Source organism: Bradyrhizobium sp. BRP56 (assembly GCF_020194035.1).
Taxonomy (GTDB): domain Bacteria; phylum Pseudomonadota; class Alphaproteobacteria; order Rhizobiales; family Xanthobacteraceae; genus Bradyrhizobium; species Bradyrhizobium australafricanum.
The window spans coordinates 23,547-37,572 of the sequence record NZ_JADYVV010000088.1; the positions used below are offsets into that span (position 1 = coordinate 23,547).

General features: G+C 65.1%; 15 protein-coding genes and 1 tRNA gene. 3 read left to right on the forward strand and 13 right to left on the reverse strand.

Annotated elements, in window-relative coordinates; all coding sequences use genetic code 11:
• Window positions 1-68 precede the first annotated feature (68 nt).
• Complete coding sequence (trxA, locus tag I6F38_RS38750; RefSeq protein ID WP_016847387.1) at window positions 69-389, forward strand: thioredoxin; 321 nt, start codon at window positions 69-71, stop codon at window positions 387-389.
• A gap of 158 nt (window positions 390-547) precedes the next feature.
• Here trxA and I6F38_RS38755 read toward each other — a convergent pair whose 3' ends face one another.
• The 12 genes from I6F38_RS38755 to aroA all read right to left on the reverse strand — a co-directional run bounded on the left by I6F38_RS38755 (window position 548) and on the right by aroA (window position 12,891).
• Window positions 548-1,288 carry a metallophosphoesterase family protein gene (locus I6F38_RS38755; RefSeq protein WP_225164130.1) on the reverse strand — a complete coding sequence of 247 codons (741 nt, stop codon included), beginning with the start codon at window positions 1,286-1,288 and terminating at the stop codon, window positions 548-550.
• Between the two features lie 128 nt (window positions 1,289-1,416).
• Complete coding sequence (locus tag I6F38_RS38760) at window positions 1,417-2,661, reverse strand: folylpolyglutamate synthase/dihydrofolate synthase family protein (RefSeq protein WP_225164136.1); 1,245 nt, start codon at window positions 2,659-2,661, stop codon at window positions 1,417-1,419.
• A gap of 95 nt (window positions 2,662-2,756) precedes the next feature.
• Window positions 2,757-3,698 (reverse strand): acetyl-CoA carboxylase, carboxyltransferase subunit beta, encoded by a 942-nt coding sequence (gene accD / locus I6F38_RS38765; RefSeq protein WP_057020415.1) that lies wholly within the window; start codon window positions 3,696-3,698, stop codon window positions 2,757-2,759.
• Between the two features lie 104 nt (window positions 3,699-3,802).
• Window positions 3,803-4,639 carry a tryptophan synthase subunit alpha gene (trpA, locus tag I6F38_RS38770; RefSeq protein ID WP_092081071.1) on the reverse strand — a complete coding sequence of 279 codons (837 nt, stop codon included), beginning with the start codon at window positions 4,637-4,639 and terminating at the stop codon, window positions 3,803-3,805.
• On the reverse strand, window positions 4,636-5,853 hold the full coding sequence (gene trpB / locus I6F38_RS38775; protein ID WP_225164131.1) for a tryptophan synthase subunit beta: 1,218 nt from the start codon (window positions 5,851-5,853) through the stop codon (window positions 4,636-4,638). Before trpB ends, trpA begins: the two co-directional genes overlap by 4 nt.
• Window positions 5,850-6,509 (reverse strand): phosphoribosylanthranilate isomerase, encoded by a 660-nt coding sequence (locus tag I6F38_RS38780; RefSeq protein ID WP_225164132.1) that lies wholly within the window; start codon window positions 6,507-6,509, stop codon window positions 5,850-5,852. Before I6F38_RS38780 ends, trpB begins: the two co-directional genes overlap by 4 nt.
• Before the next feature lie 77 nt (window positions 6,510-6,586).
• Window positions 6,587-6,973 carry a LapA family protein gene (locus I6F38_RS38785; RefSeq protein ID WP_225164133.1) on the reverse strand — a complete coding sequence of 129 codons (387 nt, stop codon included), beginning with the start codon at window positions 6,971-6,973 and terminating at the stop codon, window positions 6,587-6,589.
• 84 nt (window positions 6,974-7,057) lie between these two features.
• Entirely contained in the window at window positions 7,058-7,387 is a 330-nt protein-coding gene (locus I6F38_RS38790; protein WP_016847379.1) for an integration host factor subunit beta, read from the reverse strand.
• A 174-nt stretch (window positions 7,388-7,561) separates the two neighbouring features.
• Window positions 7,562-8,539, reverse strand: coding sequence for a signal peptide peptidase SppA (gene sppA / locus I6F38_RS38795; protein ID WP_057020411.1), 978 nt, complete (start codon window positions 8,537-8,539; stop codon window positions 7,562-7,564).
• 284 nt (window positions 8,540-8,823) lie between these two features.
• The gene (rpsA, locus tag I6F38_RS38800) at window positions 8,824-10,533 is read right to left on the reverse strand and encodes a 30S ribosomal protein S1 (protein WP_028337539.1); all 1,710 of its coding nucleotides are present in this window, start codon (window positions 10,531-10,533) and stop codon (window positions 8,824-8,826) included.
• 394 nt (window positions 10,534-10,927) lie between these two features.
• Window positions 10,928-11,557 (reverse strand): (d)CMP kinase, encoded by a 630-nt coding sequence (cmk, locus tag I6F38_RS38805; protein ID WP_018269281.1) that lies wholly within the window; start codon window positions 11,555-11,557, stop codon window positions 10,928-10,930.
• Complete coding sequence (gene aroA / locus I6F38_RS38810; protein WP_225164134.1) at window positions 11,554-12,891, reverse strand: 3-phosphoshikimate 1-carboxyvinyltransferase; 1,338 nt, start codon at window positions 12,889-12,891, stop codon at window positions 11,554-11,556. Before aroA ends, cmk begins: the two co-directional genes overlap by 4 nt.
• Window positions 12,892-13,036: 145 nt before the next feature.
• Here aroA and I6F38_RS38815 point away from each other — a divergent pair, with 145 nt between their 5' ends.
• Window positions 13,037-13,444: a TIGR02300 family protein gene (locus I6F38_RS38815; protein WP_057020408.1), complete on the forward strand. Its 408-nt coding sequence runs from the start codon at window positions 13,037-13,039 to the stop codon at window positions 13,442-13,444.
• Window positions 13,445-13,539: 95 nt separating this feature from the next.
• Window positions 13,540-13,615, forward strand: a tRNA-Ala gene (locus I6F38_RS38820).
• A gap of 139 nt (window positions 13,616-13,754) precedes the next feature.
• On the opposite strand, the gene I6F38_RS43840 is transcribed toward I6F38_RS38820, so the two are convergent.
• A partial coding sequence (locus I6F38_RS43840; protein WP_249794452.1) for a hypothetical protein occupies window positions 13,755-14,026 on the reverse strand: 272 nt, incomplete at its 5' end.

Here is a 14,026-nt window from a genome sequence, read left to right on the forward strand (position 1 = left end):
GTTTGCCCCATGCTCCCGGGCGCGATTCCCAACCGCGCCCTTTTGTCTCAACCGAACGAGGTACTCATATGGCCGTTGGCAAGGTTTCTGACGCCGATTTCGAAGCCGAAGTGCTCAAGGCGACCGGGCCGGTGGTCGTCGACTTCTGGGCCGAGTGGTGCGGCCCCTGCCGCATGATCGCGCCCGCTCTCGATGAGATTTCCGGCGCGATGGGCGACAAGGTCAAGATCGTGAAGCTCAACGTCGACGAGAGCCCGAAGACCGCATCGAAGTATGGCGTGATGTCGATCCCGACCCTGATGATCTTCAAGGGCGGCGAGATGGCGTCCCGTCAGGTCGGTGCCGCGCCGAAGGCCAAGCTGCAGCAGTGGATCACCGCTGCGGTCTGATCCGATTCGAATTAGCTGATTTGTGCAAACGGCCGGCGATGAGCCGGCCGTTTTGTTTGCGCGCTTCGTAGCCCGGATGGAGCGCAGCGCAATCCGGGAATGCCGTGCCCGCGGATGTCGCGGTCCCGGATTTCGCTGTGCTTCATCCGGGCTACGGATCAGCGAATCCATCCCGTCGCCAGCGCCGAGGCGAGTTCGGCCTGGCCGTGCTGCCGCGCCAGCGCCGCCATTGCCGCGTGGTCGTAGGGGATGTGGCGGAAGGTTACGTCCCAGCCCCCATCGACCTGCTCGAGGATCGCATAGCGCGCATCGGGCGAACCGGCCTCGACGACATGCGGATGCGGCTTGCCGGCGCGATAGCCGGGCGAGCCGACGCTGCCGGGATTGACGATCAGCCGGCCGTCGCGAAGCCGCACGGCGCGCGCAGTGTGCGTGTGTGCGCAGAGGATCAGCGATTGCGGCACGCCGGCCGCTCTCGCCTCGATCGCTTCCAGCGAGGACATGCAGACTTCGCCGCCCGGCAGCACCGTCTCGAGCCAATAGGTCTCGTCATTCTGGGGCGTTGCATGACAGAGGAAAACCTCGTCGCGATAGATCGAATTCGCCGGCAGCGTGCGCAGCCAGTCGAGATGCCGCGGCTCGAGCTGGGTATAGGTCAGCCGCTCCCAAGAGCCCATTTTCTCGTGCGGACGGTCGATCAGGTAGCGGTCATGATTGCCGAGCAGATGGACCGCATCGAGCGCCGTCAGCATATCGATGGTGGGCCGGGCGTCGAGCGGCCCGCTCACCATATCGCCGAGATCGACGATGTCGGAAATTCCCTGCGCGCGGATGTCCGACAGCACGGCTTCGAGCGCGAGATGGTTGCCGTGGATGTCGGCGATCGCAGCAAAACGCATGGTATTGTCCTGTCCTCAAGCGCGACGTCCCGTAGCCCGGATGGAGCGAAGCGTAATCCGGGGCCCTGTGTCCGCGGATCGAGCCGCCCCGGATTTCGCTTCGCTCCATCCGGGCTACGACACCGCCATCATGCAGGAGGCGTGCCGTTGGCCGCAAGCACGGGACCGGCCAGATACAGCGAGCCCGTGATCAGGATGCGCGGCGGCACCTCATAGGCCAGCATCGCAAGCCGTTGCAGCGCGGCGGCGACGCCATCAGCGATCTCGACCCGCATGCCGAGCGCCCGCGCGGCGTCAGCCAGTCTGTCCGGCGCCATGCCGTTGTCGCGGCCGGGCACCGGGACCGCGATGATGTGGCGGGTCAGTCCGGCGAAATTGGCGAGGAAAGCGTTGGCGTCCTTGTTGGCAATCATCCCGACGATCACGACCAGCGGCCGCGACACGCGCTCCTCGAGATCGCCGAGCGCCGCGGCCGCGACGCGGCCGCCCTCGGCATTGTGCCCGCCGTCGAGCCAGACCTCGGAGCCCTGCGGCCCCTGTCCGACGAGAGTGCCGGAAACCAGCCGCTGCATTCGCGCCGGCCATTCCGCATTGACGATGCCGGCTTCAAAGGCCGCGATGTTGAGCTTGAATGCGTCGATCGCGCGCAGGGTCGCAATCGCAAGGCCAGCATTGTCGAACTGGTGCCGGCCGAACAGTTTCGGCGCGGCGAGATCCAGCAGACCGCGCTCGTCCTGATACACCAGCCGGCCGCGCTCGACGCCGACATGCCATTGCTGGCCGGCCGCATGCAGCGGCGCGCGCATGCGGTTCGCCTGCGCCTCGATCACGGCCATCGCATCCGGTGCCTGCTCGGCCGAGATCACCGGCACCTTGCGCTTGATGATCGCGGCCTTCTCGCCGGCGATCGCCGTCAGATTGTCGCCGAGGAATTCCATGTGGTCCATGCTGACCGGCGCGATCACCGAGGCGAGCGGCGCCTCGACCACATTGGTCGAATCGAGCCGGCCGCCGAGCCCGACCTCGAGCAATGCGACATCGGCAGGATGCTTGGCGAACAGGCAGAACGCCACCGCCGTTTCCATCTCGAAGATGGTGATGGGATTGCCGGCGTTGATGCGCTCGCAGTGCTCGAACGTCTCGCGCAGCTCATCGTCACCGACGAGCTTGCCGCCGCCGACGGCGCCCAGCCGGTAGCATTCGTTGATCCGCACCAGATAGGGCGAGGTGAAGACGTGCACGCGCAGGCCTGATGCCTCGAGGATTGCGCGCAGATAGGCGATGGTCGAGCCTTTGCCGTTGGTACCGGCGACATGGATCACCGGCGGCAGCTTGCGCTCGGGATGATCGAGCCGCTCCATCAGACAGCGCATGCGATCGAGGCTGAGATCGATGCGCTTGGGATGCAGCGCCGATATCCGCGCGATCAACGCCTCGAACGAGGCTTGCGGTGAGGTGGCGCTTGCGGTCACGCGTGCGGCGCGGCCGGCACCGTCTCCGGCGCCGTGACGATCTGGGCCGGCTCGGTGACCGCGGCCTTGGGCTTCGATGCGGATTCAAGCGCCGGCGCCTTGGTCAGCAGGCGGCACAGCCGCGCCAGCGTGGCCTTCATCTCGTGGCGGTGCACCACCATGTCGACCATGCCGTGCTCGCGCAGATATTCGGCGCGCTGAAAGCCGTCCGGCAGCTTCTCGCGGATGGTCTGCTCGATCACGCGCGCGCCGGCAAAGCCGATCAGCGCACCGGGCTCGGCGATCTGGATGTCGCCGAGCATCGCATAGGACGCGGTGACGCCGCCGGTGGTCGGATTGGTCAGCACCACGATGTAGGGCTGGCGCGCCTCGCGCAGCATCTGCACGCCGACGGTGGTGCGCGGCATCTGCATCAGCGACAAGATGCCTTCCTGCATCCGCGCGCCGCCGGATGCGGCGAACACGATGAAGGGCGACTTCTTCTCGACCGCGAGCTCGAGCCCGCGCACCATGGCTTCACCGGCGGCCATGCCGAGCGAGCCGCCCATGAAATCGAAATCCTGCACGGCGACCACGACGCCGGCGCCCTCGAGCTTGCCGTAGCCGACCTTGATCGCGTCGTTCAGCCCGGTCTTGGTGCGGGCGTCCTTGATACGGTCGACATATTTGCGCTCGTCGCGGAATTTCAGCGGATCCGCAGTCACTTCGGGCAGCGCGACGTCGAACCAGGTCTCATTGTCGAAGATCGATTTCAGCCGCGCCACCGCGCCCATGCGCATGTGGTAGTTCGAGCCGGGGATCACGAACTGGTTGGCCTCGACGTCCTTGTAGAACACGAGCTGCCCGGAATCCGGGCACTTGATCCAGAGGTTTTCCGGCGTCTCGCGCCGCAGGATGTTGCGGATCTTCGGCCGGACGACGTTGGTGAGCCAATTCATGGTTCGCTCCGAAATGCGGATCGGTTCCGCACCAGCTGGATATATGGCGGGCCGGGCAAGCCCGGCAAGCCGCCATCGGCGGCCTTGTTGCCGCAAAATGTGGCTTATTCAGCGGCCTGCTTGGCGCCCCGGACCCCCTGCGCCAGCGCCGACACCAGGTCCGCCACCGCGCTCACGGTCTTCGGCGTCGCACGGCCCTCGGCATCGAGGTTGGCGCGCACCACATCGACGATTGCGGTGCCGACCACCGCGCCGTTGGCGTTCTCGGCGATCGCGCGCGCCGTCTCCGGGGTGCGGATGCCGAAGCCGACGCAGACCGGCAGCTTGGTGTGCCGCTTGATGCGGGCCACGGCTTCCGCGACCACCTTCGAATCGGCCGTCGCGGCCCCGGTGATGCCGGTGATCGAGACGTAATAGACAAAGCCCGAGGTATTGGCGAGCACCGCCGGCAGCCGCTTGTCGTCGGTGGTCGGCGTCGCCAGCCGGATGAAGTTCAGCCCGGCCTTCATCGCGGGGATGCAGAGCTCGGTATCTTCCTCCGGCGGCAGGTCGACGATGATCAGGCCGTCGACGCCGGCGGTCTTGGCATCGGCCAGGAAGCTGTCGACCCCGTAGATGTAGATCGGATTGTAGTAGCCCATCAGCACGATCGGCGTGGCGTTGTCGTCCTTGCGGAAGTCGCGGACCATCGCCAGCGTCTTGCGCAGCGTCATGCCGCCCTTCAATGCGCGCAGACCGGCGGCCTGGATCGACGGGCCATCGGCCATCGGGTCGGTGAAGGGCATGCCGATCTCGATGACGTCGGCGCCGGCCTTCGGCAGCGCCTTCAATATGTCGAGCGAGGTCTTGGCGTCGGGATCGCCGGCCATCACGAAGGTGACGAAAGCGGAGCGGCCCTGCTGCTTCAGCTCGGCGAAACGTGCGTCGATACGGGTGGTCACTTCTTCCTCGCCTTCAAGATGTCGCCGACCTGCGGCACGTCCTTGTCGCCGCGGCCCGAGAGGTTGACCACCATCAGGTGATCCTTCGGCCTCTGCGGTGCGAGCTCGGACAGTTTCGCGATGGCGTGCGCCGATTCCAGCGCGGGGATGATGCCCTCGAGCCGCGACAGCAGCTGGAATGCGGCCAGCGCCTCCTCGTCGGTCGCCGAGAGATATTTCACGCGGCCGGTCTCGTGCAGCCAGGCGTGCTCCGGGCCGATGCCGGGATAATCGAGACCCGCCGAGATCGAATGCGCTTCCTCGATCTGGCCGTCGGCGTCCATCAAAAGATAGGTGCGGTTGCCATGCAGCACGCCGGGACGCCCGCCGGCGAGCGAAGCGGCATGCAGCTGCGTCAGTCCGTGACCGGCCGCCTCGACGCCGAAGATCTCGATCAAGGGATCGTCGAGGAACGGATGGAACAGGCCCATCGCATTGGAGCCGCCGCCGATGCAGGCGATCAGCGAATCCGGCAGGCGGCCCTCGGCCTCCTGCATCTGCTTGCGCGTCTCGTGGCCGATGATCGACTGGAAATCGCGCACCATCATCGGATAGGGGTGCGGACCCGCGACCGTGCCGATGCAATAGAAGGTGTTGTGCACGTTGGTGACCCAATCGCGCAGCGCGTCGTTCATCGCGTCCTTCAGCGTGCGCGCGCCCGACTGCACCGGGACGACCTTGGCGCCCAGCATCTCCATGCGGATCACGTTCGGCTGCTGCCGCTCGACGTCGACCGCGCCCATATAGACCACGCATTCGAGCCCGAACCGCGCGCACAGCGTCGCCGTCGCCACCCCGTGCTGGCCGGCGCCGGTCTCGGCGATGATGCGCTTCTTGCCCATGCGGCGCGCGACCATGATCTGGCCGAGCACATTGTTGACCTTGTGCGAACCAGTGTGGTTGAGCTCCTCGCGCTTCAGATAGATCTTGGCGCCGCCGAGATGCTCGGTGAGACGCTCGGCGAAATAGAGCGGCGAGGGCCGGCCGACATAGTCCTTCAGATAGACCTTCATCTCGGCCTGGAACGCCGGGTCGGCCTTGGCGTCGGCATAGGCTTTTTCCAGATCGAGGATCAGCGGCATCAGCGTTTCCGCAACGAAACGTCCGCCGAAAATGCCGAAATGCCCGCGCTCGTCGGGGCCGCTGCGGAAGGAATTGGGCAGGTTTGGATTCATCGAACCATCAGTTCTTGGGTTGCGCGCGCGGCGCGGATGAAGGCGCGGATCAATTCGGGATCCTTGACACCGGGCGTGCGCTCGACGCCCGACGAGACATCGACGCCGCCGGCGCGCGTGACGCGGACGGCTTCAGTGACGTTGTCGGCGTTGAGCCCGCCCGAGACCATGTAGGGCAGCGCGAGATCGAGATTTTCCAGCACGTGCCAGTCGAAGGGCGCGCCGAGGCCGCCCGGCCGCGTGGCATCCTTCGGCGCGCGGGCATCGAACAGGATGCGATCGGCGACGCCGGCATAGCCCGGCAGCGACGCAAGGTCGGCCGATGTCTCGACCGGCAGCGCCTTCATCAGCGGCAGGCCGAACTTCGCCTTGATGTCGCGCAGCCGCACCGTGGTCTCCTTGCCGTGCAATTGCAGGATATCCGGCCGCAGCGTCTCGACGATGTTTTCCAGGGTCGCATCGTCGGCATCGACGGTCAGCGCGACCTTGACGGCGCGGCCCTTGGCGCGGTTGCCGAGCTCGCGCGCGGTCTCGAGGCTGATGTGACGCGGGGACGGCGGAAAGAATACGAACCCCACCATGTCGGCACCGCCCTCAAGCGCGACGTCGAGCGTCTCGCGCGTGGACAGGCCGCAGATTTTGACGAGCAGGGGCATGGTCTCGAAACGGGTCTCAAAACGGGTTTTCGGGCGGCCGGAACCGGGGGGTGGACCCCGGCCCGACGGGGCGGGTTCTACAACGTCGCGCCCTGCTTGTCTCGCCCGGCGGCCTCGTAAAAACCTGATAGGGCCGGGGCCGGACGGCGCTGCGCGTCGTCCCGGGAGGCGGCGGCCCTGAGGTCGGCGAGCTCGGCGCGGACATGGCGGGCGTCAGCCTCATGCTGCCGGGCCGCGCGGCGCCAGCGCCCTTGCTTGAACCAGGTTCCGATGCCGCCCGCGATCACGCCCAGGATCGCGGAGGCGATAATGACGACGAACAGCGGCAGCGTGACCGCAACCGTGGGGGTCACCGAATTGAAGGGATCGAACGACACCGTCACCCAGTGACGGTTGGCGACTGCAAAGATGATGAAGATCAGTCCGAGCGGAATGACGACCACTGCCGTGAAGAACTTTCGCATGACCATCTCTCGCAGCGATGGAGCAAATGCGGGCATATCGCCCGCAGCACGGCAACGCCTGACGTCGCGCCTTAGGCGTCGACCTTAAGCATCAGCCTTGGGCGCATCGACCTTGGCGGCGCCCGCCTCTGTCACGTCGCGGTTGAGACGCTCGCGCATTTCCTTGCCGGTCTTGAAGAACGGCACGCTCTTCTGGTCGACCGGCACATGCTCGCCGGTGCGTGGATTGCGGCCGGCGCGCGCCGGGCGGTGCTTCACCGAGAATGCGCCAAAACCGCGCAGTTCGACACGGTCGCCACGAGCCAGCGCCGCGACGATTTCATCGAGAATCGCATTCACAATGTTCTCGACATCCCGCTGGTAGAGGTGCGGGTTGTGCTCGGCGATACGCTGAACAAGTTCGGATTTGATCATCGAAAGTGGGATCCGGGCTCTTGCGGAAACCCATTTCCGTGAAAATGCCGTGCACTGTCAAGACGCTAAATCGATTTAGAGCGTCGTGAAATCACGTGACAAATAGCCCAATTGGGGCATGCGGCGATTCCCGCAAAGCGGGAATAGCCTGACGAGCACGCCTTTGGCCGCCGATCAATTGGTTCCAGCCGGGCTCCACAGCGCCAGCATGCCGTCAAGCCCGAACCGGTCGACTGCCTCGGCCACGCCGCCCTGCTCGATCCGCCGCGCGATCGCGCCAAGACCGAACGCATCGAGCGTCACGGACGCCGCCGTGCGCAGGAAGGTCAGGTCGCCGAACCGCGGATTAAGCTTGTAATTGCGCACCGGCAGGTCGCTTTTGACCTTCTTCTCGGCAACCAGCCAGGCGATCGCGGTCTTCTCGTCCCCCAGCTGATCGACCAGCTTGAGATCGACCGCCTGCCGGCCGGTGAAGACGCGACCGTCCGCGACCTTCTCCAGCAGGTCATCGTCCATGCCGCGCCGTTGCTTCACCAATCCACGGAACCATGCATAGGAGTCCTTGACGAGACCGTCGATCGCGGCACGGGCCTCCGGGCTGGTCGGCTCGAAGCCGTTCGGCGCGGCTTTCAGCGGGGAAGATTTGATCTCCTCCATCTTCACGCCGACAGTCTTGAGCAATTCCGAAACGTTCGGATACTGGAACAGAACGCCGATCGAGCCGACCAGCGAGGTCTGCTGGGCGACGATATGATCGGAGGCGATCGCCGTGATGTAGCCGCCCGAGGCGGCCAATCCCTCGACCACGACGACAAGCGGCTTCTTCGCCTTCAGCTGCATCAGCGAGTCGTAAAGCTGCTCGGAGCCCGCGGTGGTACCGCCGGGCGAATTGATGTGCACGACAACAGCCGCATAGCTCGACTTGCCGAGCCGCTCCAGCGCCTCGACGCGATCCTGGTCGCTGCGGATCAGTCCGTCGATATTGACCCGCGCGATCGTGTTCGATGTCGAAAAGGTGCCGCGTCCGCCGGCGGCGACCACGCCCACGCCGACGATGGCCGCGATCGCAATGACCGCGGCGGCGACGCGCCAGAACGTCAGTTTACGCCTGATGCGGCGGCGATCGACGATCACGTCTGAATCCAGCGACATCCGATCTCTCCAGAAATGGTCAGCGCGCAATCCGCGCGTTTTGCAGTCGCAGCGTCACTATCAGCTTAGCCAAATACATCAATTGCGACGCAATATGAAGAAAACAAGGCCCGTATTCGGAGGTACCCGTAGCCCGGATGGAGCGAAGCGTAATCCGGGAAGATCTCGCAGCGACGTAGGGACCCCGGATTTCGCTTCGCTTCATCCGGGCTACGGATGCCCCAAAGCAAAGGGCCCCGGCTTGCGCCGGAGCCCCGATTGTTCGCCTCAAATCGCGCGAACGCTTACTTGTCGGTGCCGCGGTTCTTCAGCGCGGTGCCGAGGATATCGCCAAGCGTCGCACCCGAATCGGAGGAGCCGTACTGCGCGATGGCTTCCTTCTCTTCGGCGACTTCCAGCGCCTTGATCGAGACCTGCACCTTGCGGGCCTTCTTGTCGAACTGGATGACGCGGGCATCGACCTTCTCGCCGACGGCGAAGCGCTCGGCGCGCTGGTCGTTGCGGTCGCGGGCCAGCTCGGACCGCTTGATGAAGGTGGTGAACTCGGTGCCCGAAATCCGGACCTCGATGCCGCTCTCCTTCACTTCGAGCACTTCGCAGGTCACGACCGCGCCCTTCTTGACGTCGCCCGGCTCGGCGAAGGGGTCGCCTTCGAGCTGCTTGACGCCGAGCGAGATCCGCTCCTTCTCGACATCGACATCGAGCACCACGGCCTTGACCATGTCGCCCTTCTTGAAGTTGTCGATGACCTGCTCGCCCGGAAGCTTCCAGTCGAGGTCGGAGAGGTGGACCATGCCGTCGACATCGCCCTCGAGACCCAGGAACAGACCGAACTCGGTCTTGTTCTTGACCTCGCCCTCGACCACCGAACCGACCGGGAACTTCTCGACGAAGACTTCCCAGGGATTGCGCATGGTCTGCTTGAGACCGAGCGAGATGCGGCGCTTGACCGAATCCACTTCCAGCACCTGCACTTCGACTTCCTGCGAGGTCGAAACGATCTTGCCGGGGTGCATGTTCTTCTTGGTCCACGACATCTCGGAGACGTGGATCAGGCCTTCGATGCCCGGCTCGAGCTCGACGAACGCGCCGTAGTCGGTGATGTTGGTGACGCGGCCGGTGAAGCGGGCACCCAGCGGGTACTTGCCTTCGATGCCCTGCCACGGATCATCCAGCAGCTGCTTCATGCCGAGCGAGATGCGGTGCGTCTCGTGGTTGATCTTGATGATCTTGACCTTCACGGTCTGGCCGATGGTCAGCACCTCGGTCGGGTGGTTGACGCGGCGCCAGGCGATATCGGTCACGTGCAGCAGGCCGTCGATGCCGCCGAGATCAACGAACGCACCGTAATCGGTGATGTTCTTGACCACGCCGTCGATCACCTGACCCTCTTCGAGGTTCTGCACCAGCTCCTGGCGCTGCTCGGCGCGGGTCTCTTCGAGAACCGTGCGGCGCGACACCACGATGTTGCCGCGGCGGCGGTCCATCTTGAGGATCTGGAACGGCTGCGAATTGTTCATCAGCGGCGCAACGTCGCGGATCGGACGAATGTCGACCTGCGAGCGTGGCAGGAAGGCCACCGCACCGTCGAGGTCGACCGTGAAGCCGCCCTTGACCTGGTTGAAGATGACCCCGTTGACCTTTTCGTTGTTCTGGAACGCCTTCTCGAGCTTGCCCCAGCTTTCCTCGCGGCGCGCCTTGTCGCGCGACAGCACGGCTTCGCCGAGCGCATTCTCGATACGGTCGAGGAACACCTCGACTTCGTCACCGACCTTGAGATCGCTTTCACGGCCGGGGCCGGCGAATTCGCGCAGCGCAACGCGACCTTCGGTCTTCAGGCCGACGTCGATGACGGCCATGTCCTTCTCAATTGCAACCACCTTGCCCTTGATGACCGAGCTTTCCTGCAAATTGCCGCCGGCAAAGGACTCATCAAGCATCGCCGCGAAGTCATCGCGGGTGGGAGTATAGGAAGACGCAGAATTCGAAACCATTTGTTCTCCAGATGCGGGATCTCGCCGGCCGTTCGGGTTGATGGGCGCACCGTGCGTGAAGTGTCGGGGTTCCGCAAACCCTGACGACCGCTCATTGCAGGAGGTGCAACAGCGGGCCGGCAGCAAGACTGCACGTTCGGTACGTATGATTGATCCGGAGCCTGAAACGAAAATATCGACTGCAAGACCTGGGAGCGGGCGTTCCTCCAGATGCGGCGTTGGTTTCGTTTGAGGAATAGTTCAAACCCATCGCCGGCCCGCTCAGACACGGCCTCGACATCGTCGATGCTGCTCCGAACGGCGCTGATATAGCCCTGCATGCGACTTTCGGCAAGCAGGAAATGCCCCATTTTGCTGGGTTTTCGGGCCGAAAGCGCCGCGACGGCCCGCGATTCTAGCGCCTGGCGCGCGCAGCCTCGACGATGGCGATGGCGGCACGCACGCCGGCCTCGATATCGAGGTTCGAATTGTCCAGCGTGTGGGCGTCCGGAGCCGGCCGCAGAGGCGCAATCGCCCGGTTCTTGTCCCGCTCGTCGCGCTTGAGGATGTCGGCGAGCACCGCCTCTTCGTCGGCGTCCTCGCCGCGGGCGCGCGCCTCCAGCGTGCGCCGCCGTGCCCGCACGCGGGGGTCGGCGACCACGAAGATCTTCACGTCGGCATCCGGGCAGATCACGGTGCCGATGTCGCGCCCGTCCAGCACCGCACCGGGCGGATCGGCGGCGAACTGGCGCTGGAAGTTCACCAGCACCTCGCGAACCTGCGGAATCGCCGACACCACCGAGGCGGCATCGCCGACCTTCTGGGTCTTCAGGATCGGATTGCCGAACTTTTCGGGGTCGAGCTCGAGCGCCGCGGCCACGGCCAGCACCTCGTTGCTGAGCTCGGCACCAGCTTGCATCATCGCATAGGCCACCGCACGGTAGATCACGCCGGTGTCGAGATGACGATAGCCGTAGTGGTGGGCGAGCCGCTTGCCGAGCGTGCCCTTGCCCGAGGCGGCGGGTCCGTCGATGGCGATGATCATGCGAAATCAGCTCCGAGCGCGCGCATCATCGGGATGAAATCCGGAAAACTGGTGGCGATGAAGCCGGTATCGTCGATTTTCACCGGCCGATCGGAGGCGCAGCCCATCACCAGCGCCGACATCGCGATGCGGTGATCCATATGCGTGGCAACGAGGCCGCCGCCTGGAACATGGCCGCGGCCCTCGACGATCAGATCGTCGCCGGACACCTCGACCTTGACGCCGTTGACCCGCAGCATGTCGGCGGTGGCTTCAAGGCGGTCGGATTCCTTGACGCGCAGCTCCTGCAGGCCGCGCATGATCGTGGTGCCCTCGGCGAAGGCGGCCGCGACCGCCAGCACCAGATACTCGTCGATCATCGACGGCGCGCGCTCCGGCGGCACTTCGACACCCTTCAACTTCGAGGCGCGCACGCGCAGCTGCGCCATCGGCTCGCCGGCATCGCCGCGCACATCGCTCTCCTCGATCGAGGCGCCCATCTCGCGCAGCGTGGTGAACAGGCCGGTGCGCAGCGGATTGGTCATCACGTCGGAGAACACGACATCGGAACCTGCGACGATCAGCGCGGCCACGATCGGGAATGACGCGGAGGACGGATCGGCGGGCACCACGACGTTGGCGCCGTGCAGCTCGGGCTCGCCGTTCAGCGAGATTCGCCTGCCGTGGCTGCCTTCCTGCTCGGAGGAGATATCGGCGCCGAAATGCTTCAGCATCAGCTCGGTGTGGTCGCGGCTCGCCTCCTGCTCGATGACAGTGGTGATGCCGGGGGCGGAGAGCCCCGCCAGCAGCACCGCGGACTTGATCTGGGCCGAGGCGACCGGCGTCTTGTAGACGATCGGCACCGGATAGCGGGCGCCGTGCAGGGTGAGCGGCAGCCGGCCGCCCTCCCTGATGTCGCTGGTTCGGGCGCCCATCAGCTCCAGCGGGTCGAGGATGCGGCGCATCGGCCGCGAGCGCAGCGAGGCGTCGCCGTCGAAAATGGCGGCGATCGGGCAGCCGGCCACCGCGCCCATCACCAGCCGGCAGCCGGTGCCGGAATTGCCGAAATCGAGCGGCGCGGCAGGCTGGGCGAAGCCGCCGACGCCGACCCCTGCGACCGACCAGGTAAACGGCGCTGTTCGCTCCACTTTGGCGCCCAAGACACGCATGGATTTGGCGGTATTGAGGACGTCCTCGCCCTCCAGGAGGCCGGAAATGCGGGTTTCACCGACCGAAAGCGCCCCCAGGATCAGGGCGCGGTGGGAAATCGATTTGTCGCCGGGAACGCGGACCGTGCCGGCCAGGGGGCCGCACGCGCGCGATTCCAGCGAGGTCGGGGTGTCAGAATGGGCCAAGATTGTGTCCTCTCGCGTCGCGGCAGGTATCACATAGGCAACACCGCGTCACGCGCCCGTCAAATGCGCGCAGACCGCTATTGACAGCGGCTCCTCAACTAGCCAAGTGAAGCTCCGTTTTTCAGGAAAATTCTGGGATTACCACGTGGCCAAGTCCGAGCTCGGAACCAAGCGCATTTGCCCGACCACGGGCAAGAAGTTCTACGACCTCAACAAGAATCCGGTGATCTCGCCCTATACCGGCGAAGTCGTGCCGATCGCGCCGATCGCCCCGCCGCGGGGCCGTGGCGCCACCGTCAGTTCGCCTGCGACCGCAGCCGACATGCCGGAGCCCGCCGAGGCCGAGGAGATGGTCTCGCTCGAGGAGGCCGATGCCGAGGAGAACACCGGGAAGGTCAAGGCCCAGGTTCCCGAATCCGAGGACGATATCGAGGTCGATGAGACCATCGACGACGATGACGACGACGATTCGACCTTCATCGCCGACGAGGAAGAGGGCGATGAGGACGTCACCGACATCATTGGTGACGTCGGAGGCGACGAAGAGACTTGAGATCGGCGCCGATCTATGATCAACGGTGCTGCCGCGCGAGTCGTCCAGGCCGCGCGGACCGGGATCGATCCCCCAGGATCATCCCAACTGGATAAGGGGCCATAGCTCAGCTGGGAGAGCGCTTGCATGGCATGCAAGAGGTCGGCGGTTCGATCCCGCCTGGCTCCACCAGCCTTCGCTCGCTTCGCGAGCTTCGGCTCGGCAAGCCCGGATAGTCCATCGTAGCGAAGTGAGCGAAGGCTGCCGCGGCGTAGCCCGAAGGGCGGAGCCGGGCTCTCTCCGAAATCCGAATGCGTTAGCATCCACCCCGTCAGCCGTGTGTTGGGGGGAACAGATGAAATACGTTTACATTCTCGAGAGCCTTGATTGCCTGCACTTCTATGTCGGGATTACCGACGATCTGCGGGCCAGACTGGCTAAGCACAATGCCGGGGAAGTGCCCCATACATCCAAATTTGGACCGTGGCGGCTCAAGACCTACGTCGCTTTCAGCGACGAGAAGCAGGCCGTCGCTTTTGAAAGATATCTGAAGTCCGCGTCCGGCCGCGCCTTCGCCAAGAGGCGCCTCTAACCGCCCCGCCC

Excerpts from the sequence above, each read along its gene's own strand:
- trxA (WP_016847387.1), top strand. The coding sequence starts at position 69 with ATGGCCGTTGGCAAGGTTTCTGACGCCGATTTCGAAGCCGAAGTGCTC.
- I6F38_RS38755 (WP_225164130.1), bottom strand. The coding sequence starts at position 1,288 with ATGCGTTTTGCTGCGATCGCCGACATCCACGGCAACCATCTCGCGCTC.
- I6F38_RS38760 (WP_225164136.1), bottom strand. The coding sequence starts at position 2,661 with ATGCGCTGTCTGATGGAGCGGCTCGATCATCCCGAGCGCAAGCTGCCG.
- accD (WP_057020415.1), bottom strand. The coding sequence starts at position 3,698 with ATGAATTGGCTCACCAACGTCGTCCGGCCGAAGATCCGCAACATCCTG.
- trpB (WP_225164131.1), bottom strand. The coding sequence starts at position 5,853 with ATGAATCCAAACCTGCCCAATTCCTTCCGCAGCGGCCCCGACGAGCGC.
- I6F38_RS38780 (WP_225164132.1), bottom strand. The coding sequence starts at position 6,509 with ATGCCCCTGCTCGTCAAAATCTGCGGCCTGTCCACGCGCGAGACGCTC.
- I6F38_RS38785 (WP_225164133.1), bottom strand. The coding sequence starts at position 6,973 with ATGCGAAAGTTCTTCACGGCAGTGGTCGTCATTCCGCTCGGACTGATC.
- I6F38_RS38790 (WP_016847379.1), bottom strand. The coding sequence starts at position 7,387 with ATGATCAAATCCGAACTTGTTCAGCGTATCGCCGAGCACAACCCGCAC.
- sppA (WP_057020411.1), bottom strand. The coding sequence starts at position 8,539 with ATGTCGCTGGATTCAGACGTGATCGTCGATCGCCGCCGCATCAGGCGT.
- rpsA (WP_028337539.1), bottom strand. The coding sequence starts at position 10,533 with ATGGTTTCGAATTCTGCGTCTTCCTATACTCCCACCCGCGATGACTTC.
- cmk (WP_018269281.1), bottom strand. The coding sequence starts at position 11,557 with ATGATCATCGCCATCGACGGACCCGCCGCCTCGGGCAAGGGCACGCTC.